This is a genomic window from Streptomyces phaeochromogenes, assembly GCF_001418655.1.
Lineage (GTDB): Bacteria > Actinomycetota > Actinomycetes > Streptomycetales > Streptomycetaceae > Streptomyces > Streptomyces phaeochromogenes.
In genome coordinates, this window is record NZ_LIQZ01000144.1 from 1 (window position 1) to 21909 (window position 21909).

Genomic DNA, 21909 nt, shown 5'->3' on the forward strand with positions numbered 1-21909 from the left:
CGGCAACAGACCGCCACCCAAACCCCACCAGCCCCGCGCAGCGCACCCCGCACGACCTGGGCTTGACGCCGTCACATTCCGCCAGTACCTAAAAAACAGGGCCGAAGACACCCCACCGCACACCCCACCGGAGGTGACCATGGCGGCGACAGCTCGACATGAGACGCGAGCCCTCCTCCGCGCCCACCTGTCGGCCGCCTCCGGCTACCGCCATCTGACAAGGCACTGCCCGATCTGCCACAGACTCCTCCGGCTGGCCTCCGAGAGCGCTCCCTACGACCAGGAGAGCCCCGAGAGCCCCTACGAGGACGAGGCACCCTCCCCGGCGTGAGCGGATCGCGCGACGCGCCCCGCACCCCGGCCTCGCCCCAACTGCCCCTCGGGCGACGCCAGATGCGTACGACCCCCTCTAGCGCAGAAACGCCAACCACATCAAGGACCATGACATGTGACGGGTGTCACCGCATAAGTTTTCAAACCCGCGGAACTTACCCCCCACCTACAACTGGTCAATTTAATATGTGCAATTGCACCCCACCCCGGGGCCTCGCACAGCTGATCCGACAGGTCTCCCCAGACTGCGACAAGGCCGCTCACAGACCGGCCGCCCAGCCTGTGCGTACGCCATGACCAGCACATGACCGGACACCGCCGACGCACCGCCGACGCACCATCGGCGGACCGTCGGCACACAAAAAAGATCGCACTGGACCCGGCGGAGTCCAGCGCGATCTACGACGCACCCTTGTTGCTTGTGGTTCTCGCTTGGGCGTGGACCCCGTTGGGGCAGGATCCGCGTCGCTTGGAGCTTGGGTTCGGGCAGTCCGACAAGTTAGGGGACCTGCCGAAATGCCCTGCTATGGAGTTGTTGTTCAGACTTCGCTGCGCTGCTGCGGAATGCCCGCGAGCAGGGCACGAACCTCGGCCTCGCGGTAACGGCGATGGCCGCCGAGCGTGCGGATCGAAGTGAGCTTGCCGGCCTTCGCCCACCGCGTCACCGTCTTCGGGTCCACGCGGAACATCGTGGCAACCTCAGCGGGGGTCAGCAGCGGCTCGGCATCAGGGGTGCGAGCGGTCATGAGCGGCCTCCTCGGGAGAACCGAACCTTCTCGGTTCATTCCTCTAAATTCTGCACCTTGACCCGCGTTGCCCGAAATGGCGGATGCGGGTCGAGTCGGTTATAGGACGAACGGCTTGTCCTCGGCACTACAACTACACCATCTGTCCAACCGCGTCGGCCAAACCGATGGAATTGCCCTCCCAGGTGTCCATCGGCGACGGAAGCCAATGGACCATGCCATAGCGGACAGTCACGCCGCTGTGACGATCAGTCACAGGGCGATCAGGAGTCAACAGACCCCCCATAGCGTGCAATGCTGAGATTCCACCCATACATGGGCAGAAGGAGCCCTCCCCGGACTCCTTGTCCTATTTTGGCATGAGGAGGGGCGTTAGGCGCAAGGTCCGCGTTAGTGCCGTCCGTCACGCTTACCCCGTACGACCCGGATAGGGACTTACGTCCTGTCAGCACCCGTGACGCACAGGGACCATCAGTCCCACAGGTCAACTCCCGCCCCGGCGGGCGAACCTCCGGCGCCGGTATGCGGACCTCCAGTATGCGGACTCTCCGGTTCAGGGTCCCGGCTTCAGGGGTCCCGGCTTCGGGGTCCCGGAGATCCATCCGAACCTCCGGTCCTCGGCCTCAGTTCGCCGAGCGACGGTCCCGTACCGAGCGCCATCGCTCCACGAGCCGGCCGTACGCCTCGCCGGCGCCCGCCCCGTCGCCCGTACGCAGCGCCTCGATGCCCTCGGCGACGTCGGCCGCCGAATGGTCGCCGTCGAGCTCCCCGGCGGGCAGGACGTGCACCAGGCCGCCGTAGTCGAGCTCCACCAGCGAGCGCGGGTGGAACTCCTCCAGCCAGCGGCCCACGTCCACCAGGCCGTCGATGAGCGGCCCCTCGTCGAGGGCATCCCGCAGCGTCCGCAGGCCCCGCGCCACCCGCCGCCGGGCCTGCACCATGGGCGTCCGGTAGCGCAGGACGGGCGGGCCCTCCGCCGCCCCGAGGCCGTCCCCGGAGCCGGTCGAGCCGGTCCCCTTGTCGTACTCGCGCTCCTCGTCCGACACCAGCACGAACCAGTTCAGCGGGACCTGCCAGGTCGACGTGCGGATCCAGGGCCGGGCGTCGGGGTTGCGGCTCAGCCACCGCTCGTAGTCCTGGGTCGCCTGATGGCGTACGACCGCCGGGAGCACCGCCTCCAGGACCGGTGCGGGCAGCTCCTCGGCCAGGTCGCCCAGGGCCTGCCAGCCGCGCAGCCGGGTCCGCCAGGGACACACGCACAGCACGCCGTCCACGTCCGCGACGAACGCGTCACCGCTCTCGTGCACCGGCACCGGGATCGGCGGGGTGGGCAGCAAGTCGGCCAGCGACCGGCGCAGTTCGTCCTGATAGGAGGGGCGGTCCGGCCGGCGCGCGTAGCGGGCCCAGTGGCCGCGCTCCGGTTCCGGGAAGGCCGCGAGCGGTTCGTACACGCGCAGATAGGACGCGTACGGGACGATCAGCGAGGACACCTTGGGCACGCTTGCTCCCTCCCCCGCCGACCCGACGGAAAACCCGCGAAACCCGCTCACAGGAGTGCGGGAAAACACTGCAAATCGTCCCACGCCCCATCGTGACCGTACTCCGCGAGAGGGTGATCCTGACCACTGCGCGGATGGCGGTCGCGTCCAGGCTCTAATCTCGTGCCACACAGACCTCCGCCACCCGTACGGAGGCCGTCCCAACCGCCGCTTCTTAACTGGGAGTCACCACAGTGACCGACGTAACCGGCGCCCCTGCTGATGTACTGCACACCCTGTTCCACTCGGATCAGGGCGGCCATGAGCAAGTGGTGCTCTGCCAGGACCGGGCCAGTGGCCTCAAGGCCGTCATCGCCATCCACTCGACCGCCCTGGGCCCCGCCCTCGGCGGCACGCGCTTCTACCCGTACGCGAGCGAGGAGGAGGCCGTCGCCGACGCGCTGAACCTCTCCCGCGGGATGTCGTACAAGAACGCCATGGCCGGGCTGGACCACGGCGGCGGCAAGGCCGTGATCATCGGGGATCCCGAGCAGATCAAGACCGAGGAGCTGCTCCTCGCGTACGGCCGTTTCGTCGCCTCGCTCGGCGGCCGGTACGTCACCGCGTGTGACGTCGGTACGTACGTGGCCGACATGGACGTCGTGGCGCGCGAGTGCCGCTGGACGACCGGGCGCTCCCCCGAGAACGGCGGCGCGGGCGACTCGTCCGTCCTGACGGCCTTCGGTGTCTTCCAGGGCATGCGGGCCTCCGCCCAGCACCTGTGGGGCGACCCCTCGCTGCGCGGGCGCAAGGTCGGCATCGCGGGCGTGGGCAAGGTCGGGCACCACCTGGTGGAGCATCTGCTGGAGGACGGCGCCGAGGTCGTGATCACGGACGTCAGGGCCGAGTCCGTACGGCGAATTCTGGACAGGCACCCGTCGTCCGGCGTGACGGCCGTCGCGGACACGGACGCGCTGATCCGGGTCGAGGGACTGGACATCTACGCCCCCTGCGCGCTGGGCGGCGCCCTGAACGACGGCTCCGTGCCGGTGCTCACCGCGAAGATCGTCTGCGGTGCGGCCAACAACCAGCTGGAGCACGCCGGCGTCGAGAAGGACCTCGCCGACCGCGGAATCCTCTACGCGCCGGACTACGTGGTGAACGCCGGCGGTGTCATCCAGGTCGCCGACGAGCTCCACGGATTCGACTTCGAGCGGTGCAGGGCGAAGGCCGCGAAGATCTTCGACACCACGCTGGCCATATTCGCACGTGCGAAGGAGGACGGGATTCCGCCGGCCGCCGCGGCCGACAGGATCGCCGAACACCGCATGGCGGAGGCACGGCGTCCCTGAGGCCCCAAGGGCCTCTCGGGGGCGTCCGGCGGGTACCCGTCGGCGGGTGTTGGAGAGAACTCTCACGTTCGTCGGCGGGTCGTTCGCCAAGAAGAGGTTAAAATCGCGGTTGACCAGCGGGGACAGGGCACCCCGAGGGTTCTGGGTCCAGGCGCGTCCTGCGGGCGACGTACCGTATGGGCGTGGGCTCAGGTACCGTGGAAGCCCTACGGACCGGTCTCTCCACGGAGAGCCCGTTCCAGATCATGAACGCGTGTCAAGACTCTGGGGCCGTCGAGCCCCGTATCCGAGGGGGTCGAGCCATGGGGCGCGGCCGGGCAAAGGCCAAGCAGACGAAGGTCGCCCGCCAGCTGAAGTACAGCAGCGGCGGGACTGACCTCTCGCGTCTGGCCAATGAGCTGGGCGCTTCGACTTCGCAACAGCCGCCTAATGGCGAGCCGTTCGAGGACGACGACGAGGAAGACGACCCGTACGCCCAGTACGCGGATCTCTACAACGATGACGAGGACGAGGACGACGAGTCCGGTCCCACGTCTCAACGCCGCGGCGCTTGACGCTTGCAGCGCGCTGAGCAGATTCCGCGGTTCCTGTAGGGCAACAGCCGCACCTCACCCGGTCCGGGGCGATCAGCGCCGGACCGGGTTTCGTGCTGCCGTCACGGGACTCCGCCCCGAACCCCGCTCCTCAAGCGCCGGAGGGGCTTGATTCAGCGGGCCCGGCTTCACGCGTAGTCGCCGACCAGCGCCGCGCCCGTCTCGTGGTCGCCCCGGTCGGTGATCTCGCCTGCCACCCAGGCTTCGACGCCTCGGTCGGCCAGTGTGGCGAGGGCCACATCTGTGGACTCCTCGGGGACGATCGCGATCATGCCGACGCCCATGTTGAGGGTCTTCTCCAGTTCCAGGCGGTCCACCTGGCCGGTGGTGCCCACGAGGTCGAAGACGGGGGCCGGGGTCCAGGTGGCGCGGTCCACGATCGCGTGGAGGCCGTCCGGGATCACCCGGGCCAGGTTGGCCGCGAGGCCACCGCCCGTGATGTGCGAGAAGGCGTGCACGTCGGTCGTGCGGGTCAGGGCCAGGCAGTCCAGCGAGTAGATCTTGGTGGGCTCCAGGAGCTCCTCGCCGAGCGTGCGGCCGAACTCCGCGACGTGCTGGTCGAGCTTCAGCTTCGCGCGGTCGAAGAGGACGTGCCGGACGAGTGAGTACCCGTTCGAGTGAAGGCCTGAGGCCGCCATGGCGATCACCGCGTCACCCGTACGGATGCGATCCGCGCCGAGCAGCCGGTCGGCCTCCACAACGCCCGTACCGGCGCCCGCGACGTCGAAGTCGTCCGGGCCGAGGAGGCCGGGGTGCTCGGCCGTCTCGCCGCCCACCAGGGCGCAGCCCGCCAGGACACAGCCCTCGGCGATGCCCTTCACGATGGCCGCCACGCGCTCCGGGTGGACCTTGCCGACGCAGATGTAGTCGGTCATGAAGAGCGGCTCGGCGCCGCACACCACGATGTCGTCCATGACCATCGCGACCAGGTCGTGGCCGATGGTGTCGTACACGCCGAGCTGCCGGGCAAGGTCGACCTTCGTGCCGACGCCGTCCGTGGCGGAGGCGAGCAGCGGGCGCTCGTACCGCTTCAGGGCGGAGGCGTCGAAGAGGCCGGCGAAGCCGCCGAGGCCGCCGAGGACCTCGGGGCGCTGCGTCTTCTTCACCCACTCCTTCATGAGTTCGACGGCGCGGTCGCCCGCTTCGATGTCGACGCCCGCAGCTGCGTAGCTGGCACCAGTTGTCTCAGACATGACGGTGAGAACTTTCGTGTCGTACTGCAGGTGAGCAGGTATTACGGGCTGTCTACGGGCTGCCTACGGGCGACGGATCGCGTCGGCCGCGGCCGTGGCGGCGGGCCCGGCCGCCAGCTCGGTCTCCAAGAGCTGCTTGCCGAGCAGTTCGGGGTCCGGGAGCGCCATCGGGTACTCGCCGTCGAAGCAGGCACGGCAGAGGTTCGGCTTGTCGATGGTCGTGGCTTCGATCATGCCGTCGATGGAGATGTACGAGAGGGAGTCGGCGCCCAGCGAGGTGCCGATCTCCTCGATCGTCATGCCGTTGGCGATCAGCTCGGCGCGGGTGGCGAAATCTATGCCGAAGAAGCAGGGCCACTTCACGGGCGGCGAGGAGATCCGGATGTGGACCTCCGCCGCGCCCGCCTCGCGGAGCATCCGGACCAGCGCGCGCTGTGTGTTGCCGCGCACGATCGAGTCGTCCACGACGACCAGGCGCTTGCCCTTGATGACTTCCTTGAGCGGATTCAGCTTCAGCCGGATGCCCAGCTGGCGGATGGTCTGTGAAGGCTGGATGAAGGTACGTCCCACGTACGCGTTCTTCACCAGACCGGCACCGAACGGGATGCCGGACGCCTCCGCGTAACCGATCGCGGCGGGCGTGCCCGACTCCGGAGTCGCTATGACCAGATCGGCCTCCGCGGGGGCTTCCTTGGCGAGGCGGCGGCCCATCTCGACACGGGAGAGATACACGTTCCGGCCGGCGATGTCCGTGTCCGGACGGGCCAGATACACGTACTCGAAGACACAGCCCTTGGGCTTCGCTTCCGCGAATCGGGAGGTCCGCAGGCCGTTCTCGTCGATGGCGACGAACTCGCCCGGCTCGATCTCACGGACATAGGCGGCGCCGCAGATGTCGAGGGCGGCGGACTCGGAGGCGACGACCCAGCCGCGCTCCAGACGGCCGAGGACCAGCGGGCGGATGCCCTGCGGGTCACGGGCCGCGTACAGCGTGTGCTCGTCCATGAAGACGAGCGAGAAGGCGCCCTTGACCTGCGGGAGGACCTTGCCGGAGGCCTCTTCGATGGTCAGCGGCTTGCCGTCTTCGTCGACCTGGGCGGCCAGCAGGGCCGTGAGCAGGTCCGTGTCGTTGGTCGCCGCCACACGCGGGGTGCGGCCCTCCTGCTTGGGCAGGTCGGCGACCATCTCGGCGAGCTCGGCCGTGTTGACCAGGTTGCCGTTGTGGCCGAGCGCGATGGAACCGTGCGCGGTGGCACGGAAGGTGGGCTGGGCGTTCTCCCAGGTGGACGCGCCGGTGGTCGAGTAGCGGGCGTGACCGACCGCGATATGACCTAGGAGCGAACCGAGGGAGGCCTCGTCGAAGACCTGGGACACGAGCCCCATGTCCTTGAAGACAAGGATCTGGGAGCCGTTGCTGACCGCGATTCCCGCGGATTCCTGGCCTCGATGCTGGAGGGCGTAGAGCCCGAAGTAAGTGAGCTTGGCGACCTCTTCACCGGGAGCCCAGACTCCGAAGACGCCGCAAGCGTCCTGGGGTCCTTTCTCGCCGGGGAGCAGATCATGACTGAGTCGACCGTCACCACGTGGCACGCCACCGAGTGTAGGCGAGATCGACCACTGGTCCGAATTGGGGATCCAGGGGCCCTAATGGATCACTTGGCGGCGACCGCTTCGACGCCCGGGCCGTTTTCGCTGGTCAGCGTGAGCGTGCTGCCCTTCAGCTGGTATTTCACGGTGCCGCCGAAGAGCTTCAGGAGGGTCTTCTCGGTGTCCATGAGTGAGGCGGAGCACATCTTCCGGGTGGTGCCCGGCGCGCCCAGAGTGATAGTGCCGTCGCCGACCGTCGCCTTCGCGGTCACCTTGTTGCAGCCGAGCTGACCGCGGACGGTGCCGTCCTTGTCGAAGGTGAGGTGGACCTTGCCCTCGGCCTCGGAGGCCAGGGCCACGCCCGATTCGCCCTTCGCCGCACCCTTCGTCATCGCCGTGACGTCCCACTTGGTGCCGTAGAGCTCGGCCGGCTTGTCGGCGGTGAGGTTCACGGTGTACCCGTCTTCGGTGGTGAGCGTCAGCTTGTCGTCGTTGACCACGACCTTGGCGGTGCTGCCGGAGATCGCGCCGCCGAGCTGGGACTCGAAGTCCATCGCCCCCTCGGCCGTGCAGGCCTTCTTGGTCTTGATGGCGTCGTCGCCGATCGTGATGGTGTCACCCTTGATCTTCGCGGTGGCCCCGAAGGAGTTGCAGCCGTAGTTGCCGCCCACCTTGCCGTCCTTGCCGAACTCGATGTGGGCGCCGGCCGGGGCGTCCCGCGTCTTGCCGTCGGCCGTCACACTCTCGACGTTCCACTGCTTGCCGGTGATCTCCGTGGCCTGGCGGGTACCGACGGAACCGGAACCGGAATCGTCGCTGCCGCTCTCCGTTCCGCAGGCGGCGGTGGCGAGGAGTCCGGTGACGGCCAGGGCGCTGAGGCCGACCCGCGGGCTGAGGGCGCTGAGGTTGAGACGCTGCGTGTGCATGCCGCTTTGACGGGGCGGGTGGGGTGCTTGGTTCCCTCACCGGATAACGGCCGCGCAACACCCGGCCCGTGACCCAGGTGTCGGGCCGGCGCCGGGGTCGGCGCCCGGTTCAGCGCATAAGGGGAAGCAGTCCGCCCAGGTCTGCGCGTTCCCCGCTCGCGCTGGCCTTCGCTTCGTCGAGGGCCGCCTTCCACTCCATGCGCCCGGTCGCGAGCCGGATCCACGTCAGCGGATCGGTCTCGACGACGTTCGGCGGGGTGCCGCGGGTGTGGCGCGGGCCCTCCACGCACTGCACGACCGCGTACGGCGGTACGCGCACCTCGGTGGAGGCCCCGGGCGCCTTCGCGGCGAGCGCGTCGGCGAGGAGGCGGGTGCAGGCGGCGAGGGCCTGGCGGTCGTACGGGACGTCGAGGCTCGGGACGGCCGCGTTGAGGTCGTCGGTGTGGACGACCAGCTCCACCGTGCGGGTGACGAGATAGTCGGCGAGGGTCATGGAGCCCGTGCGGGTGGCGAGCAGGCGAGCCCCGGGGGCCGCCGCCAGGTGCTCGGCGAGGCGCTGCTCCGTGTGGGCATAGAGCGCGTCGAGGTCCGGGTTCGCCCGAGCCAGCTCGCGGGTGCCCTCGGCGATGTCGTCCGCCCTGGCGCCGGTCGCGAACGGCCACTCCAGCAGGGTCAGTTCCGCCTTCGCCGGTTCGTCCCTCTCCAGGTTCCGGCTGACGGTCTCCGCGGCCATCGTGACGTGCGCGGCCAGCTCCCGTACGGTCCAGTCGCCGAGCCTCGTCGGCCCGGCCAGCTGCTCGGGGGTCAGACCGCGCACCGCCTCCCGTACGTTCCCGAACTGGGCGAGGACCGCCGCGCGGGTCTTCGCCGGGTCGTAGGTACGGGTGCGCTTCTTGGCCGGTGGCATGGCGGCGAGCCTATGCGTTATGCGCCATGGGCTCCGCCGGGAGGGGGTACTTCGTGTGCGGGTCGGTCGTGGCTGGGCGCGCCGTTCCCCGCGCCCCTTTGGGGCGCTGCTGTGAACGTCTCCTTGTTGGCCGGGACTCCGATTCCGCTCCAGGTGAAGGGGATCCCGCGGGCCGCGTCCAGGTCCGGGCCGTCCATCAGCTGGAAGTGGACATGCGGTTCGGTGGAGTTGCCGGAGTTGCCGCAGCGGGCGATCTGCTGGCCCGCGCGTACACGGTCGCCCGGCCTGATCTTGAGCGAGCCCCGCCTCACGTGGGCGTACATCGCGTACACCCCGTCGCCCAGGTCGAGGACGACGTGGTTGCCGACGATCCAGCGCGCCCCGCTGATCTCCCGGACCGCGCCTTCGATCAGCATCAAGTAGGCGAGCGCGGGCAGGGAGTTGCGGCTGAGGTGGTCGCGCATCCAGTCGCTCGCGTGCACGACCGTGGCGTCGGCCACGGCGAACAGCGGCTCGTCGTACGCGGGAAAGGCACGGCTGCGGCGGACGACCGGCCAGAGCTTGGCGAACGCGGGACGGCTGTTCTCGGATGCGGCCGGCTCGGCCACGATGTCGATCGCGTACGTCTGCCCGTACCCGTGCGTGCCGTGGCTCGGCACCTTCGTGGCCGGGCTGTTCATCGCGGACCAACGGCCCCTGACCGGCGGGTCCACCTCGACGGGCGGGCGGCCCGCGGCCTCTTGCCCGGGCCCACTGCGGCTCACGGTCAGCCCGATGACGAGGGACAGCAGCAGCGGCAGGAACGCCCACGCCCAGGCGATCGGGTAGCCGGGGACGAGGAGTTCGGCCAGGACCATGGCCAGGAAGGCCAGTTGAAGTATGCGGAACAGAATCATCGCGGTCTTGCGGATGGACATGGTTCCCCCAGTGGACCGGAGCCGGACAGTGGGCCGGAGCCGGAAGTCGTCGAGGCGTCAGACCGGTTGAGCCGTGGTCAGCGCGACGAGAAGCGGGACGGCACGGCTGCCCGGGATCTCGTAGCGGCCACGCCCCGCCTGTCTCAGCCAGCCCGCGGCGGTCAACTGCCGCAGGTGGTGGTAGATCTGGCCGCTCGTCCCCACGTCGTCGAGCCCGGCCAGCTCGGTGGCCGTGCGCCGGCCGCCGACGATCTCGCGCAGCAGCCGCAGCCGCATGGGGTGCCCGAGCGCGGCGAACACCTCGGCCATCTCGCTCCAGTCGGCGTCGAGCAGCTGGTCGGTGGCCATGCCGTACTGCCACTCGTACCGCTCCTCGGTCGGCAGCCGCACCGAACCCGTGAACAGCACACCGCCGCCCTCGACATCGGCCAGCTGCGCCTTGAGGCCTTCGAGGGCCCAGAAGTCGCCGTCGCCCGCACGCGCGGCGGGCTCACTGCTCTCCAGGGCGTCGAGACGCCGCTCCAGCTCCGCGACGCGCTGCTCCAGATCCATGATGCGAGATTACGTAATTACGTAGGAACGGTCAAGGGAGGGGAGTGCTGGCCCGCGGGCATGCCGAAGGCCCCGCCCGGAATCCGGACGAGGCCTTCGGCATACGTCAACGACAGCGCCCGACAGGGGCGCGGGGAACTGCGCGACCAGCCACGACGGACCCGCAGCCGAATCCCCCGCCCCCAGCGGAGCGTCTACGCGAGCAGCGCCGGGATCGTTCCCTCGTGGGCCGTGCGCAGTTCGGTCAGGGGGAGGGTGAACTCGCCCTGGACCTCGACCTCGTCGCCGTCCACGACACCGATGCGGGTGACGGGCAGACCGCGCGCCCCGCACATGTCGTTGAAGCGGAGCTCCTCGGAGCGCGGGATCGCGACGATCGCGCGGCCCGCGGACTCGGAGAAGAGGAACGTGAACGCGTCGAGCCCGTCCGGTACGACGAGACGCGCGCCCTTGCCGCCGAGCAGCGCCGACTCGACCACGGCCTGGATCAGACCGCCGTCGGACAGGTCGTGCGCGGCGTCGATCATGCCGTCGCGGGAGGCGGAGATCAGGATCTCCGCGAGCAGCCGCTCACGCTCCAGGTCGACCTGCGGGGGCAGACCGCCGAGGTGGTCGTGGACGACCTGCGACCAGGCCGAACCGCCGAACTCCTCGCGGGTGTCGCCGAGGAGGTAGAGCAGCTGCCCCTCCTCCTTGAAGGCGACCGGCGTGCGGCGGGCCACATCGTCGATGACACCGAGCACGGCCACGACCGGCGTCGGGTGGATAGCCACCTCGCCCGTCTGGTTGTAGAGCGAGACGTTGCCGCCGGTCACCGGGGTGCCCAACTGCAGGCAGCCGTCGGCCAGTCCACGGATGGCCTCCGCGAACTGCCACATGACGGCCGGGTCCTCGGGCGAACCGAAGTTCAGGCAGTCGGAGACGGCGAGCGGCTTGGCACCGGTCGTCGCCACGTTCCGGTACGCCTCTGCCAGGGCCAACTGGGCGCCGTGGTACGGGTCCAGCTTGGTGTAGCGGCCGTTGCCGTCCGTGGCGATGGCGACGCCGAGGCCGGACTCCTCGTCGATGCGGATCATGCCCGAGTCCTCGGGCTGCGCCAGCACGGTGTTGCCCTGCACGAAATGGTCGTACTGGGAGGTGATCCAGGACTTGGAGGCCTGGTTCGGGGAGGAGACCAGCTGGAGGACCTGGTCCTTCAGCTCCTCCGAAGTGGCGGGCCTGGCGAGCTTGTTGGCGTCGTCCGCCTGGAGGGCGTCCTGCCACTCCGGGCGGGCGTACGGGCGCTCGTAGACCGGGCCGTCGTGCGCGACCGTGCGCGGGTCGACGTCGACGATCTTGCCGCCGTGCCAGTAGATCTCCAGGCGGTCGCCGTCGGTGACCTCACCGATCACCGTGGCGATGACGTCCCACTTGTCGCAGATCTCCAGGAACCGGTCGACCTTCTCCGGCTCGACGACCGCGCACATGCGCTCCTGCGACTCGCTCATGAGGATTTCCTCGGGCGAGAGCGTGGAGTCGCGCAGCGGTACGTCGTCCAGGGTGACCCGCATGCCGCCGGAGCCGTTGGACGCCAACTCGCTGGTGGCGCAGGACAGTCCGGCCGCGCCGAGGTCCTGGATGCCGACGACCAGCTTCTCGGCGAAGGCCTCCAGGGTGCACTCGATGAGGAGCTTCTCCTGGAAGGGGTCGCCGACCTGGACGGCGGGACGCTTCGACGGCTTGGCGTCGTCGAAGGTCTCGGAGGCGAGGATCGACGCGCCACCGATGCCGTCACCGCCCGTGCGGGCCCCGTACAGGATGACCTTGTTGCCCGAACCGGACGCCTTCGCGAGGTGGATGTCCTCGTGCCGCATGACGCCGATGGCACCGGCGTTGACCAGCGGGTTGCCCTGGTAGCAGGCGTCGAAGACGACCTCGCCGCCGATGTTCGGCAGGCCCAGGCAGTTGCCGTAGCCGCCGATGCCGGCGACGACACCGGGGAGTACGCGCTTGGTGTCCGGGTGGTCCGCCGCACCGAAACGGAGGGGGTCCACGACGGCGACCGGGCGAGCGCCCATCGCGATGATGTCGCGCACGATGCCGCCGACGCCGGTGGCCGCGCCCTGGTAGGGCTCGACGTACGACGGGTGGTTGTGCGACTCGACCTTGAAGGTGACCGCGTAGCCCTGGCCGACGTCGACGACGCCCGCGTTCTCACCGATGCCGACGAGCAGGGCGTCCGACTGCGGGGCCTTCTCGCCGAACTGGCGCAGGTGCACCTTGGAGGACTTGTACGAGCAGTGCTCGGACCACATGACGGAGTACATGGCGAGTTCGGCACCGGTGGGCCGGCGGCCGAGGATCTCGACGACCCGCTCGTACTCGTCCTTCTTCAGGCCGAGTTCGGCCCAGGGCAGCTCGACGTCGGGGGTCTCGGCCGCGTGCTCGACCGTGTCCAGAGGCGTCCGGCTCATGCGTTGACCAGCTTCTTGAGGATCGAGGTGAAGAAGGGGAGGCCGTCGGTGCGGCCGGACCCGATGAGGGGCTCGACAGCGTGCTCGGGGTGCGGCATGAGGCCCACGACGTTGCCGGCCTCGTTCGTGATGCCGGCGATGTCCCGAAGCGAGCCGTTGGGGTTGAAGTCCACGTACCGGAAGGCGACTCGGCCCTCCGCCTCCAGCATGTCGAGCGTGTGCTCGTCGGCGACGTACCGCCCGTCCATGTTCTTCAGCGGGATGTGGATCTCCTGGCCGGACTCGTAGTCGGCGGTCCAGGACGTCTCCGCGTTCTCCACCCGCAACTTCTGGTCACGGCAGATGAAGTGCAGGTGGTCGTTGCCGAGCATCCCGCCCGGGAGGAGATGGGCCTCGGTGAGGATCTGGAAGCCGTTGCAGATGCCGAGTACCGGCATTCCCGACTTCGCCTGCTCAATCACGGTCTCCATCACCGGCGAGAAGCGCGAGATCGCTCCTGCGCGCAGATAGTCGCCGTACGAGAAACCGCCGGGCAGCACCACGGCGTCGACCTGCTTGAGGTCCTTGTCCTTGTGCCAGAGAGCGACGGGTTCGGCACCGGCGAGCTTGATCGCGCGCTGGGTGTCCCGGTCGTCGAGGCTTCCCGGGAAAGTGACGACGCCAATACGAGCGGTCACTTTCCTGCCTCCGCGACTTCCTCGACCTTGACGGTGAAGTCCTCGATCACGGTGTTGGCGAGGAAGGATTCCGCAAGTTCATGGATGCGGGCGAGGGCGGCTTCGTCCACCGGTCCGTCCACTTCCAGTTCGAATCGCTTTCCCTGACGTACGTCGGCGATGCCTTCGAAACCGAGACGCGGCAGTGCACGCTGCACCGCCTGGCCCTGGGGGTCGAGGATCTCCGGCTTGAGCATGACGTCGACTACGACGCGTGCCACTGGCACTCCCGGTGTGTGGTGCTGAGCAGGTTCGTTCAGACTACCCGTACAAAATTTCTACGCGGGTAGATTCGTAGGAATCTACGTGATGGCCATCACGATTCCGCATCGAGACGCTATCGACCGGGGATGAAGGGGCTACCTTCACGAAAAATCCTGGGAAAGATCCGGATCAGGACCCGGTCTCCTATTGCCTTGAGACACGCCAAGAGATTTAGTCGAGCTTCACATTGGATTGCCGGGCACTGTACAAAGGAATTGGCAATAGCCGATACTTTGCCCAATCGCCCATAAAAACAGCCGGACAGTCGGCATCTCCGCACGTCATCACGTGTCGCTGGAGAGGTGCCGCACGAAGGGACCGATATTCGTGGCGCAGCGTGTCGTAGTCACTCTCTTCGACGACATCGACGGCTCGGAAGCGGCGGAAACGATCGCGTTCGGTCTGGACGGCAAGTCGTACGAGATCGACCTGAATCAAGCCAATGCCAAGAAACTGCGTAAGGCGTTGGAGCCGTACCTGGAGGCCGGGCGCAAGCGGTCCCGGTCCGGCAAGGCGTACCGGCAGACGGCCGTCGCGCCCGATCCGGCGGCGGTTCGGGCGTGGGCCCAGTCGCACAAGATGGAGGTGCCGGCTCGGGGGCGGATCCCCAAGCGGGTCTATGAGGCGTTCAGCGCTGCGCAGTGACCTCCGGGGGAGGCGTGGCTTCCGCATGTTGGTGGGTGGGTGCGGGTTCGCTGGGGCTGGTCGCGCCCACGCGGCGGAGCCGCACGTCGATACAGTCCCGCGCCCCTTACGGGGCCCGGCCCCCGGCCGTCATCCGGCCCTGGGAGCAGCCGACTTGCGTAGTACCCCTGCTGATCAGCTAGAGTCTGGAGCACGCCGAGGGGCAAGGCCGAAAGGCCCGGTCCCGGAGTCACGCGGGTGTAGTTCAGTAGTAGAACATCCCCCTTCCAGGGGGAAGGCGCAGTGTGCAATTCCTGTCACCCGCTCTGCACTGCCGGTCTGGTCAGCGTTTTCGATCAGGTAGGCTGGTGCCTGCGCCGATCGGTGAGAGCCGGTCGGAGGCAAATGCGGACGTAGCTCAGTTGGTAGAGCGCAACCTTGCCAAGGTTGAGGTCGCCAGTTCGAACCTGGTCGTCCGCTCCAGCAAGTAAGGCCCCGGTCATCACGATCGGGGCCTTTCTCGTGCGCCTGCTTGTGTTCCCCGTGACCGAGGCCGTCTGACATTTGTCATGTGCAGCGGTGACAGCGCGCACTGCTCCCGGCCGTCCGCGGCGGGGAGGCTGGTCTCATGAACACGAAAGAGCACGTGATCGAGGTCACGGATCTACGACGTGTGTACGGGGGAGAGTTCGAGGCGGTCCGGGGGGTGTCCTTCTCCGTCGGCCGCGGGGAGCTGTTCGCGCTCCTCGGGACCAACGGCGCCGGCAAGACCTCCACCGTCGAACTGCTCGAAGGGCTCGCACCGCCGTCCGGCGGCCAGGTGCGCGTCCTCGGCCACGATCCGTACACCGAACGCGCCAAGGTGCGCCCGCACATCGGCGTCATGCTCCAGGAGGGCGGCTTCTCGTCCGAGCTGACGGTCGGGGAGACCGTACGGATGTGGGCGGGCTGCACGAGCGGGGCCCGGCCCGAGCGCGAGGCGCTGGCGCTGGTCGGTCTGTCGCGGCGGGCCGACGTACGCGTGAAGCAGCTGTCCGGGGGCGAGAAGCGGCGGCTGGACCTGGCGTGCGCGATCCTCGGGCGGCCCGAGGTGCTGTTCCTGGACGAGCCGACGACGGGGCTCGACGCCGAAGGGCGCCAGGAGACCTGGGAGTTGGTGCGCGAACTGCGCGAGAACGGCACCACCGTGGTGCTGACCACGCACTACCTGGAGGAGGCGGAAGGGCTCGCCGACCGGCTCGCGATCCTGCACGCCGGGCGCATCGCCGTCACCGGTACCCCGGCCGAGGTGACCGCCTCCCAGCCGTCCCGGATCTCCTTCGAGCTGCCCGTCGGCTACTTCCCCGGCGATCTGCCGCCGCTCGCCTCGCTCGGGATCACCGGCCACGAGCTGGAGGGCCGGATGCTCCGGCTGCATACGCTCGAACTGCAGCGGGCCGCCACCGAGCTCCTCGTGTGGGCACAGCGGGCAGGGGTCGAGCTGCGGGGGCTCGACATCCGGTCGGGGTCGCTGGAGGAGGCGTTCCTGCGGATAGCCCGTGAGGCGTCGCAGACGTCGGAGATGACAGCGGAGAAGGAGCAGGTGGCATGAGCGCGGAGACTGTGACCAAGGCCGCACCGACCGGTACGACCGCGACCGCCGCACGGCGGATGACGGCTCTCGCACGGGCCGAACTGACGCTGCTCGGACGCAGCAAGGCCACGTTCTTCGCGGCCCTGTTCGTGCCGCTGATCATGCCGTTCAGCCTTCGCACGACGGTCGAGGACATGGACCTCGAGGAGGCGGGACTGTCGGTCGGCTCGGTCATCCTGCCCTCCGCCGTCGGCTTCTCCCTGCTCTTCGCCGTCTACAGCGCGCTGGTGAGCGTCTACGCCGCCCGGCGTGAGGAGCTGGTGCTCAAGCGGCTGCGCACCGGGGAGCTGCGGGACGTGGAGATCCTGGCCGGAGCCGCGCTGCCGTCGGTCCTGATCGGGCTCGTGCAGTGCGTGGTCCTGACGATCGCGTGCGCGGCACTCCTGGACGTGGGAGCGCCCCAGGCACCGCACCTCGCCATCCTCGGCCTGCTGTTGGGACTCGTCATGTGGCCCGCCATCGCGGCCGTCGTCGCGAGCTTCAGCAGGAGCCTGGAGGGCGCCCAGGTCGCGGCGATGCCGTTGCTGCTCGTGTCGATGATGGGTTCCGGCACCTTCATACCGTTCGAGCTCATGCCCGATCGGCTCGCCACCATCTGCGAACTGCTGCCGCTCTCCCCGGTGATCACGCTCATACGCGGTGGCTGGACCGGAGACCTCGGCGGGTACGAGGCCCTGGGCGCCATCGCCACCGCAGTGGCCTGGCTCGTACTCTCGGTGTTTGCTGTACAGCGGTGGTTCCGGTGGGAGCCACGGCACTGAACGGCGACGAGGCGGGAGCGGGTATGCGCGGGCCGGGGGCCTGGTGGCACGGGAAGACGACGACGGCGAAGGTCGAGACGTACACCCGGTGGTCCTTCTACAGCTTCGCGCTGGTCGAGGTGAGCGTGGTCGGGCTGCCGGTCTTCGGAGAGGTGGGGATGCCACTCACCCTCTGGGTGTTCCTGCCGCTGTGCTTGCACGCCCTGCTGGGGTCGGTGACCTCGTCACGGGCGCTCGACTGGACGTGCGGCCGCCGTGAGCAGCCCGTGCGGCTGATCACGGCGCTCGGTGTCCTCACCGCGCTGCTCGGGATCGGGGCACTCGCACTCACCGAGCACGGGCCGGGTGGCGACGGGATCGACAGCACCATGGGTGTGCTCTTCATCGTGGTGGTGCCCTACGGGCTCGGCCTCATGGCGCTCGGGCTGTCCCGACGGCACGTCCTGGCACTTCTGGGCGGCTTCACCGCGGGTACCGGGGCCGCGGCGTTCCTGGTCGGGATGCCCGCCTACAGGGCACTGGCCACGATGGCCGGGGTACTGCTGATCGGCGGGTTCATCTGCCTCGCCTCCCTCTTCTCGGTGTGGCTGCTGAAAGCCGTGCTCGAACTCGACGCGGCCCGCGAGACCCGTACCCGCCTCGCCGTCGCCGAGGAGCGGCTGCGCTTCGGGCGGGACCTGCACGACGTGATGGGCCGCAACCTCGCGGTGATCGCCCTGAAGAGCGAGCTGGCCGTCCAGCTCGCCCGGCGCGAACGGCCCGAGGCCGTGGAGCAGATGATCGAGGTGCAGCGGATCGCCCGCGAGTCGCAGAAAGAGGTCCGCGAGGTCGTACGCGGCTACCGCGAGGTCGACCTCGGCGTCGAACTCCTGGGCGCGCAGGGCGTGCTGACCGCGGCCGGAGTCGAGTGCACGGTGACCGGGTCCGCGTCGGAGCTGCCCACGGCGGTCCAGTCGGCGCTCGGCTGGGTCGTACGGGAGGCGACCACGAACGTGCTGCGGCACGGGGACGCGGGGCACTGCTGGGTGTCACTGCGGGTGAAGGGGGCCCGCGTGGTCCTGACCGTGGAGAACGACGGGGTGGAGAGGGACAGCGTGCCGAGTACGCCCAGCAGCAAGGGGTCCGGCCTCGCCGGGCTGCGGGAGCGGCTGTCGGCGGTGGACGGGACGCTGGAGGCGGGGCCGGTCGACGGTGACCTGTTCCGGGTGGTGGCCGAGGTTCCGCTGCCGGCGGCGCCCACCTCCTCGTCGTCCGCGTCAGGGCCGCCGTCCACCTCACCACCACCGCCGTCCTCTTCCTCGTCTCCCGCCCCGCGCACTGTGAACGAAGAGGTCGCCCCATGACGCCCGTACGCCCCATCCGGCTGCTGCTCGCCGACGACGAGCACCTCATCCGGGGGGCGCTCGCCGCGCTGCTCGGGCTTGAGGAGGACCTGCTCGTGGTGGCGGAGGCGGCCAGTGGGCCCGAGGCGCTCGCGATGGCCAGGGCCCACGAACCCGACGTGGCGGTACTGGATCTCCAGATGCCCGGGGCGGACGGTGTGAGGGTGGCCACATCGCTGCGGTCCGAACTGCCCGCGTGCCGGGTGCTGATCGTGACCAGTCACGGGCGGCCGGGGCATCTGAAGCGGGCGCTTGCGGTGGGTGTGCGCGGGTTCGTCCCGAAGACCGTCAGCGCGCAGCGGCTCGCGGAGATCATCCGTACCATCCATGCCGGAAACCGTTACGTCGACCCGGAGTTGGCCGCCGACGCGATCTCCTCCGGGGACTCGCCGCTGACCGCGCGCGAGGCGGAGGTGCTGGAACTGGCCGCCGACGGGGCGCCCGTCGTGGAGATCGCGGAGCGGGCCGCGCTGTCGCAGGGGACCGTACGGAACTATCTGTCGTCGGCCGTCTCCAAGCTCGGGGTGGAGAACCGGCACTCGGCGGTGCGTCTCGCGCGGGAGCGAGGTTGGGTATAGTTGCTCTCGCGCCACGGCGCAACGCGGACGTAGCTCAGTTGGTAGAGCGCAACCTTGCCAAGGTTGAGGTCGCCAGTTCGAACCTGGTCGTCCGCTCCAGTAAGCAGGAAAGGGAAAGGCCCCGGTCATCGCGACCGGGGCCTTTCTCGTCTCTGCGCTCAGCTCCAGGCCGTGCCCGTGAGGCGCTCGTACGCCTCCACGTACTTGGCGCGGGTGGCGTCCACGACCTGCTGGGGCAGAGCGGGCGGCGGGCGCTCGCTCTTGCGGTCCCACCCGGACTCGGCGGAGGTCAGCCAGTCGCGGACGAACTGCTTGTCGAACGAGGGCTGCGCGCGGCCCGGCTCCCACTGGTCCGCGGGCCAGAAGCGGGAGGAGTCCGGGGTGAGCACCTCGTCGGCGACGACGAGCGTCTCGCCGTCGAAGCCGAACTCGAACTTCGTGTCCGCGAGGAGGATCCCGCGCTCGCGCGCGATGTCCCGGCCGCGGCCGTAGACGGCGAGCGTCGCCTGGCGCAGCTGGGCCGCGGTCTCCGCGCCGACCTGGCGGGCGACCTCCTCGTACGAGACGTTCTCGTCGTGTTCGCCGACGGCGGCCTTGGTGGCCGGGGTGAAGATCGGGGCGGGCAGCTCCGAGCCGTCGCTCAGGCCCTCGGGGAGGGCGAGACCGCAGACGGTACGGGTCTGGTTGTACTCGACGAGACCCGAGCCGGTGAGGTAGCCGCGGGCCACGCACTCGACCGGGGCCATCCGCAGCGACTTGCAGACCAGGGTGCGGCCCGCCCAGTCGGCCGGGGCGCCGGGCGGGAGTTCGGTGCCGATGACGTGGTTCGGCATCAGGTCGCCGATCTGGTCGAACCACCACAGCGAGAGCTGCGTCAGGACGCTGCCCTTGTCGGGGATCTCCGTGGGCAGCACCCAGTCGAACGCGGAGATGCGGTCGCTGGCGACCATCACGAGGTCGCCCGCCTCGTTCTGGTACAGGTCGCGCACCTTGCCGGTGTGCAGATGCACCAGACCCGGCACCTCGACGGGCTCGGGCTTTTCTACGAATCCGGACACGGTTCCTCCCCGTCTTTCTGGCCAACTGGGTCGATTCTCCCGTACGGGAAGAACCGGGCCGGCCAGGGGTCGGGTGTGAGGGGCTTCCGCGAGCTCTCCACGGGTTCAGTTCTGAAGGTTTTCCACAGGGTCGACAGGGTCAACGGGCTCAGTCGCGTTTGCAGATGCGGTCCAGGAGGTTGGCCGTGGCGCGCTGGACTCGGGTGTCGATGTGGCCCGGGCGGTCCAGGGCCGGGGACCAGGCGAAGGTGCCGGCCGCGAAGACGAGGGCGCCGGAGGGGGCACGGTAGAGGGAGGTCTCCTGGTGGCGGATGGCCCCCTCGGTGTCCCGGTACGGGGAGTGGGAGAGGAGGATGCGGCCCTGGTGCTCGGGGAGCGTGATGCGCGGGAAGTAGCGGTCGGCCTCGCCCGCGACCATGCCCTCCAACTCGTCGCCCTCGTGGGCGCCGGTCGCCTCCCACAGCCAGTGGTCGGCGTTGCGGACGACCAGGGGGTGCGCCTCGGGGACCCGGCCCGCGTACTGGACGCCCAGGAGCTCCTGCTCGGGGCGGTCGACCTCACGCCACAGTGCGGGTTTGCCCGGGCCGCGGCGTTTCAGGCAGGTCAGCAGGCGGTCGGGGACGCCGGACGGGGACGGGCCCAGCTCCGCCTGCCAGTACATGGTGTTGGCGGAGAGGAAGACGAGGGACGTGCCGTGCTCGCGGGCCACCTCCACGGTGCGGCGCATGGTCGTCGACCAGTACTCGTCGTGGCCCGGGAAGACCAGGCCCCGGTAGCGGGTGGGGTCGACGCGGCCGGCGTGCAGGTCGCGGGCGTCGGCGTAGGCGAGGTCGTAGCCGTAGCGCTCGGCCCAGCGGATGAAGTCGTAGGCGTGGCCGACGTGGAGGGGGAGGCCCGCGCCCGCGTACGGGCGGTCGAACGACACCGTCGTGGCGGCTTCGGCCTCGCCGAGCAGCCGGCCGTGCTCGTCCCACGCGTGGTAGAGGCTCGCGCCCGTGCGGCCGTCCTCCGGATAGAGGTTGTACGCCTGCCAGGTGATGTCCGGGAGGAGGAGCAGCAGGTCGGCGGGGTGGTTGTCGCGGACCGTGAACGGGATGTGGGAGCGGTAGCCGTCGTCGGTGGTCAGCACGGCCACGTACGCGCCGACGCTCCAGTACGTCGGGATCTGCAGCCGCCAGGAGAGCCACCAGTGGTGGCAGGAGACCGTGCGGTCCGCGGTGAGCGGGGGCGGCTGGACGATGCCGGGGAGGCGGGGGCTGGTGGTGATCTTGCTGGCGCCGTCGCCGCCGTAGTGGCCGATGCGGTAGATGTCCACGCTGAACTGCTGCGGCGGGTCGACCGTGATGTGGAAGTCGATGGCCTCGCCGGGGGCTGCCGCGCCGGTGGAGGCGAAGCCTTTGATCTGCCGGTGGACGTCGTCCGCCGTGCGGGGGCCTCCGGCGGTCTGGCGGGGGGTGGGGACGCGTGGGCCGGTGGTTCCGTGGTGGTTGCGGCTGCGGTCGCGGTTCCCGTCACCGTCGCCGTCGCGGGGTGATGCCGTGCCGGGGGGTGGGGCCTGGTCCACGTACCAGGGGACGACGTGGCCCGTGTCGTCGAAGTAGTTCTCACTGCCGCGCAGCCAGGGGACGGGGCCCTGTCCGAAGGGGTCCGTGACGGCATGCGCCAGCGCTCCCGACTCCCACCGGCGAATCTGCTCCGACCCCATACCGCGTTCCCTCCCTCGTGCCCCCGTCAGCCCCTGTCGGCCTTTGCAGGCCCTTGCCTTTGCCTTGCCTATGAGCGGTCCCAGCACATCACATTACGCACGCACGCGGTCACCGTTCGTTGCGAATTGACTCCGGCGGTTGGGCGGGGGG

21 protein-coding genes and 3 tRNA genes are annotated in these 21909 nt (G+C 69.4%); 11 read left to right on the top strand and 13 right to left on the bottom strand.

Features of this window, described 5'->3' with window-relative positions:
- Window positions 1–139 precede the first annotated feature (139 nt).
- Window positions 140–331, top strand: a complete 192-nt coding sequence (locus AOK17_RS19685) for a DUF6274 family protein (RefSeq protein ID WP_055613824.1) — start codon at window positions 140–142, stop codon at window positions 329–331.
- Window positions 332–872: 541 nt separating this feature from the next.
- Here the strand turns inward: AOK17_RS19685 and bldC are convergent.
- Window positions 873–1079: a developmental transcriptional regulator BldC gene (gene bldC, locus AOK17_RS19690; protein ID WP_027749187.1), complete on the bottom strand. Its 207-nt coding sequence runs from the start codon at window positions 1077–1079 to the stop codon at window positions 873–875.
- Between the two features lie 623 nt (window positions 1080–1702).
- Window positions 1703–2578, bottom strand: a complete 876-nt coding sequence (locus AOK17_RS19695; protein ID WP_055613825.1) for a DUF8083 family protein — start codon at window positions 2576–2578, stop codon at window positions 1703–1705.
- 233 nt (window positions 2579–2811) lie between these two features.
- On the opposite strand from AOK17_RS19695, the gene AOK17_RS19700 reads away from it, so the two are divergent.
- Together AOK17_RS19700 and AOK17_RS19705 are read left to right on the top strand one after the other, a co-directional pair.
- Window positions 2812–3909 (top strand): Leu/Phe/Val dehydrogenase, encoded by a 1098-nt coding sequence (locus tag AOK17_RS19700; RefSeq protein ID WP_055613826.1) that lies wholly within the window; start codon window positions 2812–2814, stop codon window positions 3907–3909.
- 302 nt (window positions 3910–4211) lie between these two features.
- Window positions 4212–4463, top strand: a complete 252-nt coding sequence (locus AOK17_RS19705; protein ID WP_055613827.1) for a DUF3073 domain-containing protein — start codon at window positions 4212–4214, stop codon at window positions 4461–4463.
- Window positions 4464–4630: 167 nt separating this feature from the next.
- On the opposite strand, the gene purM is transcribed toward AOK17_RS19705, so the two are convergent.
- The 9 genes from purM to purS form a co-directional block, all read right to left on the bottom strand.
- Window positions 4631–5695 carry a phosphoribosylformylglycinamidine cyclo-ligase gene (gene purM, locus AOK17_RS19710; RefSeq protein WP_055613828.1) on the bottom strand — a complete coding sequence of 355 codons (1065 nt, stop codon included), beginning with the start codon at window positions 5693–5695 and terminating at the stop codon, window positions 4631–4633.
- Window positions 5696–5758: 63 nt separating this feature from the next.
- Window positions 5759–7285: an amidophosphoribosyltransferase gene (gene purF, locus AOK17_RS19715; RefSeq protein WP_055613829.1), complete on the bottom strand. Its 1527-nt coding sequence runs from the start codon at window positions 7283–7285 to the stop codon at window positions 5759–5761.
- A 62-nt stretch (window positions 7286–7347) separates the two neighbouring features.
- Window positions 7348–8208 carry an META domain-containing protein gene (locus AOK17_RS19720; protein WP_055613830.1) on the bottom strand — a complete coding sequence of 287 codons (861 nt, stop codon included), beginning with the start codon at window positions 8206–8208 and terminating at the stop codon, window positions 7348–7350.
- A 109-nt stretch (window positions 8209–8317) separates the two neighbouring features.
- Window positions 8318–9115 carry a maleylpyruvate isomerase family mycothiol-dependent enzyme gene (locus AOK17_RS19725; RefSeq protein ID WP_055613831.1) on the bottom strand — a complete coding sequence of 266 codons (798 nt, stop codon included), beginning with the start codon at window positions 9113–9115 and terminating at the stop codon, window positions 8318–8320.
- A gap of 17 nt (window positions 9116–9132) precedes the next feature.
- Window positions 9133–10032 (bottom strand): M23 family metallopeptidase, encoded by a 900-nt coding sequence (locus AOK17_RS19730; RefSeq protein WP_055613832.1) that lies wholly within the window; start codon window positions 10030–10032, stop codon window positions 9133–9135.
- 57 nt (window positions 10033–10089) lie between these two features.
- The gene (locus AOK17_RS19735) at window positions 10090–10584 is read right to left on the bottom strand and encodes an ArsR/SmtB family transcription factor (RefSeq protein WP_055613833.1); all 495 of its coding nucleotides are present in this window, start codon (window positions 10582–10584) and stop codon (window positions 10090–10092) included.
- A 194-nt stretch (window positions 10585–10778) separates the two neighbouring features.
- Window positions 10779–13037 (bottom strand): phosphoribosylformylglycinamidine synthase subunit PurL, encoded by a 2259-nt coding sequence (gene purL / locus AOK17_RS19740; protein WP_055613834.1) that lies wholly within the window; start codon window positions 13035–13037, stop codon window positions 10779–10781.
- Complete coding sequence (purQ, locus tag AOK17_RS19745; RefSeq protein WP_055613835.1) at window positions 13034–13714, bottom strand: phosphoribosylformylglycinamidine synthase subunit PurQ; 681 nt, start codon at window positions 13712–13714, stop codon at window positions 13034–13036. Before purQ ends, purL begins: the two co-directional genes overlap by 4 nt.
- Window positions 13711–13974, bottom strand: a complete 264-nt coding sequence (purS, locus tag AOK17_RS19750; RefSeq protein WP_055613836.1) for a phosphoribosylformylglycinamidine synthase subunit PurS — start codon at window positions 13972–13974, stop codon at window positions 13711–13713. The genes purQ and purS overlap by 4 nt, the downstream gene beginning before the upstream one ends.
- Window positions 13975–14344: 370 nt before the next feature.
- On the opposite strand from purS, the gene AOK17_RS19755 reads away from it, so the two are divergent.
- From AOK17_RS19755 to AOK17_RS19790, 8 genes are all read left to right on the top strand, one after another.
- Complete coding sequence (locus AOK17_RS19755; RefSeq protein ID WP_055613837.1) at window positions 14345–14662, top strand: histone-like nucleoid-structuring protein Lsr2; 318 nt, start codon at window positions 14345–14347, stop codon at window positions 14660–14662.
- Between the two features lie 233 nt (window positions 14663–14895).
- Window positions 14896–14967: transfer RNA gene (locus AOK17_RS19760), tRNA-Gly, on the top strand.
- Between the two features lie 81 nt (window positions 14968–15048).
- Window positions 15049–15124, top strand: a tRNA-Gly gene (locus tag AOK17_RS19765).
- Between the two features lie 145 nt (window positions 15125–15269).
- The gene (locus AOK17_RS19770; RefSeq protein ID WP_055613838.1) at window positions 15270–16232 is read left to right on the top strand and encodes an ABC transporter ATP-binding protein; all 963 of its coding nucleotides are present in this window, start codon (window positions 15270–15272) and stop codon (window positions 16230–16232) included.
- A complete protein-coding gene (locus AOK17_RS19775) occupies window positions 16229–17035 on the top strand; it encodes an ABC transporter permease (RefSeq protein WP_055613839.1) in 807 nt (268 codons plus the stop codon). The genes AOK17_RS19770 and AOK17_RS19775 overlap by 4 nt, the downstream gene beginning before the upstream one ends.
- Window positions 17036–17058: 23 nt before the next feature.
- The gene (locus tag AOK17_RS19780; protein ID WP_079053149.1) at window positions 17059–18378 is read left to right on the top strand and encodes a sensor histidine kinase; all 1320 of its coding nucleotides are present in this window, start codon (window positions 17059–17061) and stop codon (window positions 18376–18378) included.
- Window positions 18375–18995, top strand: coding sequence for a response regulator transcription factor (locus tag AOK17_RS19785; protein WP_055613840.1), 621 nt, complete (start codon window positions 18375–18377; stop codon window positions 18993–18995). Before AOK17_RS19780 ends, AOK17_RS19785 begins: the two co-directional genes overlap by 4 nt.
- Window positions 18996–19018: 23 nt before the next feature.
- A tRNA-Gly gene (locus AOK17_RS19790) sits at window positions 19019–19094 on the top strand.
- 59 nt (window positions 19095–19153) lie between these two features.
- Here AOK17_RS19790 and AOK17_RS19795 read toward each other — a convergent pair.
- Window positions 19154–20053 (bottom strand): phosphoribosylaminoimidazolesuccinocarboxamide synthase, encoded by a 900-nt coding sequence (locus AOK17_RS19795; protein WP_055613841.1) that lies wholly within the window; start codon window positions 20051–20053, stop codon window positions 19154–19156.
- A 148-nt stretch (window positions 20054–20201) separates the two neighbouring features.
- On the bottom strand, window positions 20202–21758 hold the full coding sequence (locus AOK17_RS19800) for a N,N-dimethylformamidase beta subunit family domain-containing protein (protein WP_055613842.1): 1557 nt from the start codon (window positions 21756–21758) through the stop codon (window positions 20202–20204).
- Window positions 21759–21909: the final 151 nt, after the last annotated feature.

Bases quoted from the DNA above. Each gene is read 5' to 3' on its own strand.
- AOK17_RS19775 (WP_055613839.1), top strand. From the start codon at position 16,229: ATGAGCGCGGAGACTGTGACCAAGGCCGCACCGACCGGTACGACCGCG.
- AOK17_RS19705 (WP_055613827.1), top strand. From the start codon at position 4,212: ATGGGGCGCGGCCGGGCAAAGGCCAAGCAGACGAAGGTCGCCCGCCAG.
- AOK17_RS19720 (WP_055613830.1), bottom strand. From the start codon at position 8,208: ATGCACACGCAGCGTCTCAACCTCAGCGCCCTCAGCCCGCGGGTCGGC.
- AOK17_RS19730 (WP_055613832.1), bottom strand. From the start codon at position 10,032: ATGTCCATCCGCAAGACCGCGATGATTCTGTTCCGCATACTTCAACTG.
- bldC (WP_027749187.1), bottom strand. From the start codon at position 1,079: ATGACCGCTCGCACCCCTGATGCCGAGCCGCTGCTGACCCCCGCTGAG.
- AOK17_RS19735 (WP_055613833.1), bottom strand. From the start codon at position 10,584: ATGGATCTGGAGCAGCGCGTCGCGGAGCTGGAGCGGCGTCTCGACGCC.
- AOK17_RS19800 (WP_055613842.1), bottom strand. From the start codon at position 21,758: ATGGGGTCGGAGCAGATTCGCCGGTGGGAGTCGGGAGCGCTGGCGCAT.
- AOK17_RS19725 (WP_055613831.1), bottom strand. From the start codon at position 9,115: ATGCCACCGGCCAAGAAGCGCACCCGTACCTACGACCCGGCGAAGACC.
- AOK17_RS19785 (WP_055613840.1), top strand. From the start codon at position 18,375: ATGACGCCCGTACGCCCCATCCGGCTGCTGCTCGCCGACGACGAGCAC.
- AOK17_RS19770 (WP_055613838.1), top strand. From the start codon at position 15,270: ATGAACACGAAAGAGCACGTGATCGAGGTCACGGATCTACGACGTGTG.
- purM (WP_055613828.1), bottom strand. From the start codon at position 5,695: ATGTCTGAGACAACTGGTGCCAGCTACGCAGCTGCGGGCGTCGACATC.
- AOK17_RS19685 (WP_055613824.1), top strand. From the start codon at position 140: ATGGCGGCGACAGCTCGACATGAGACGCGAGCCCTCCTCCGCGCCCAC.
- purL (WP_055613834.1), bottom strand. From the start codon at position 13,037: ATGAGCCGGACGCCTCTGGACACGGTCGAGCACGCGGCCGAGACCCCC.
- AOK17_RS19780 (WP_079053149.1), top strand. From the start codon at position 17,059: ATGCGCGGGCCGGGGGCCTGGTGGCACGGGAAGACGACGACGGCGAAG.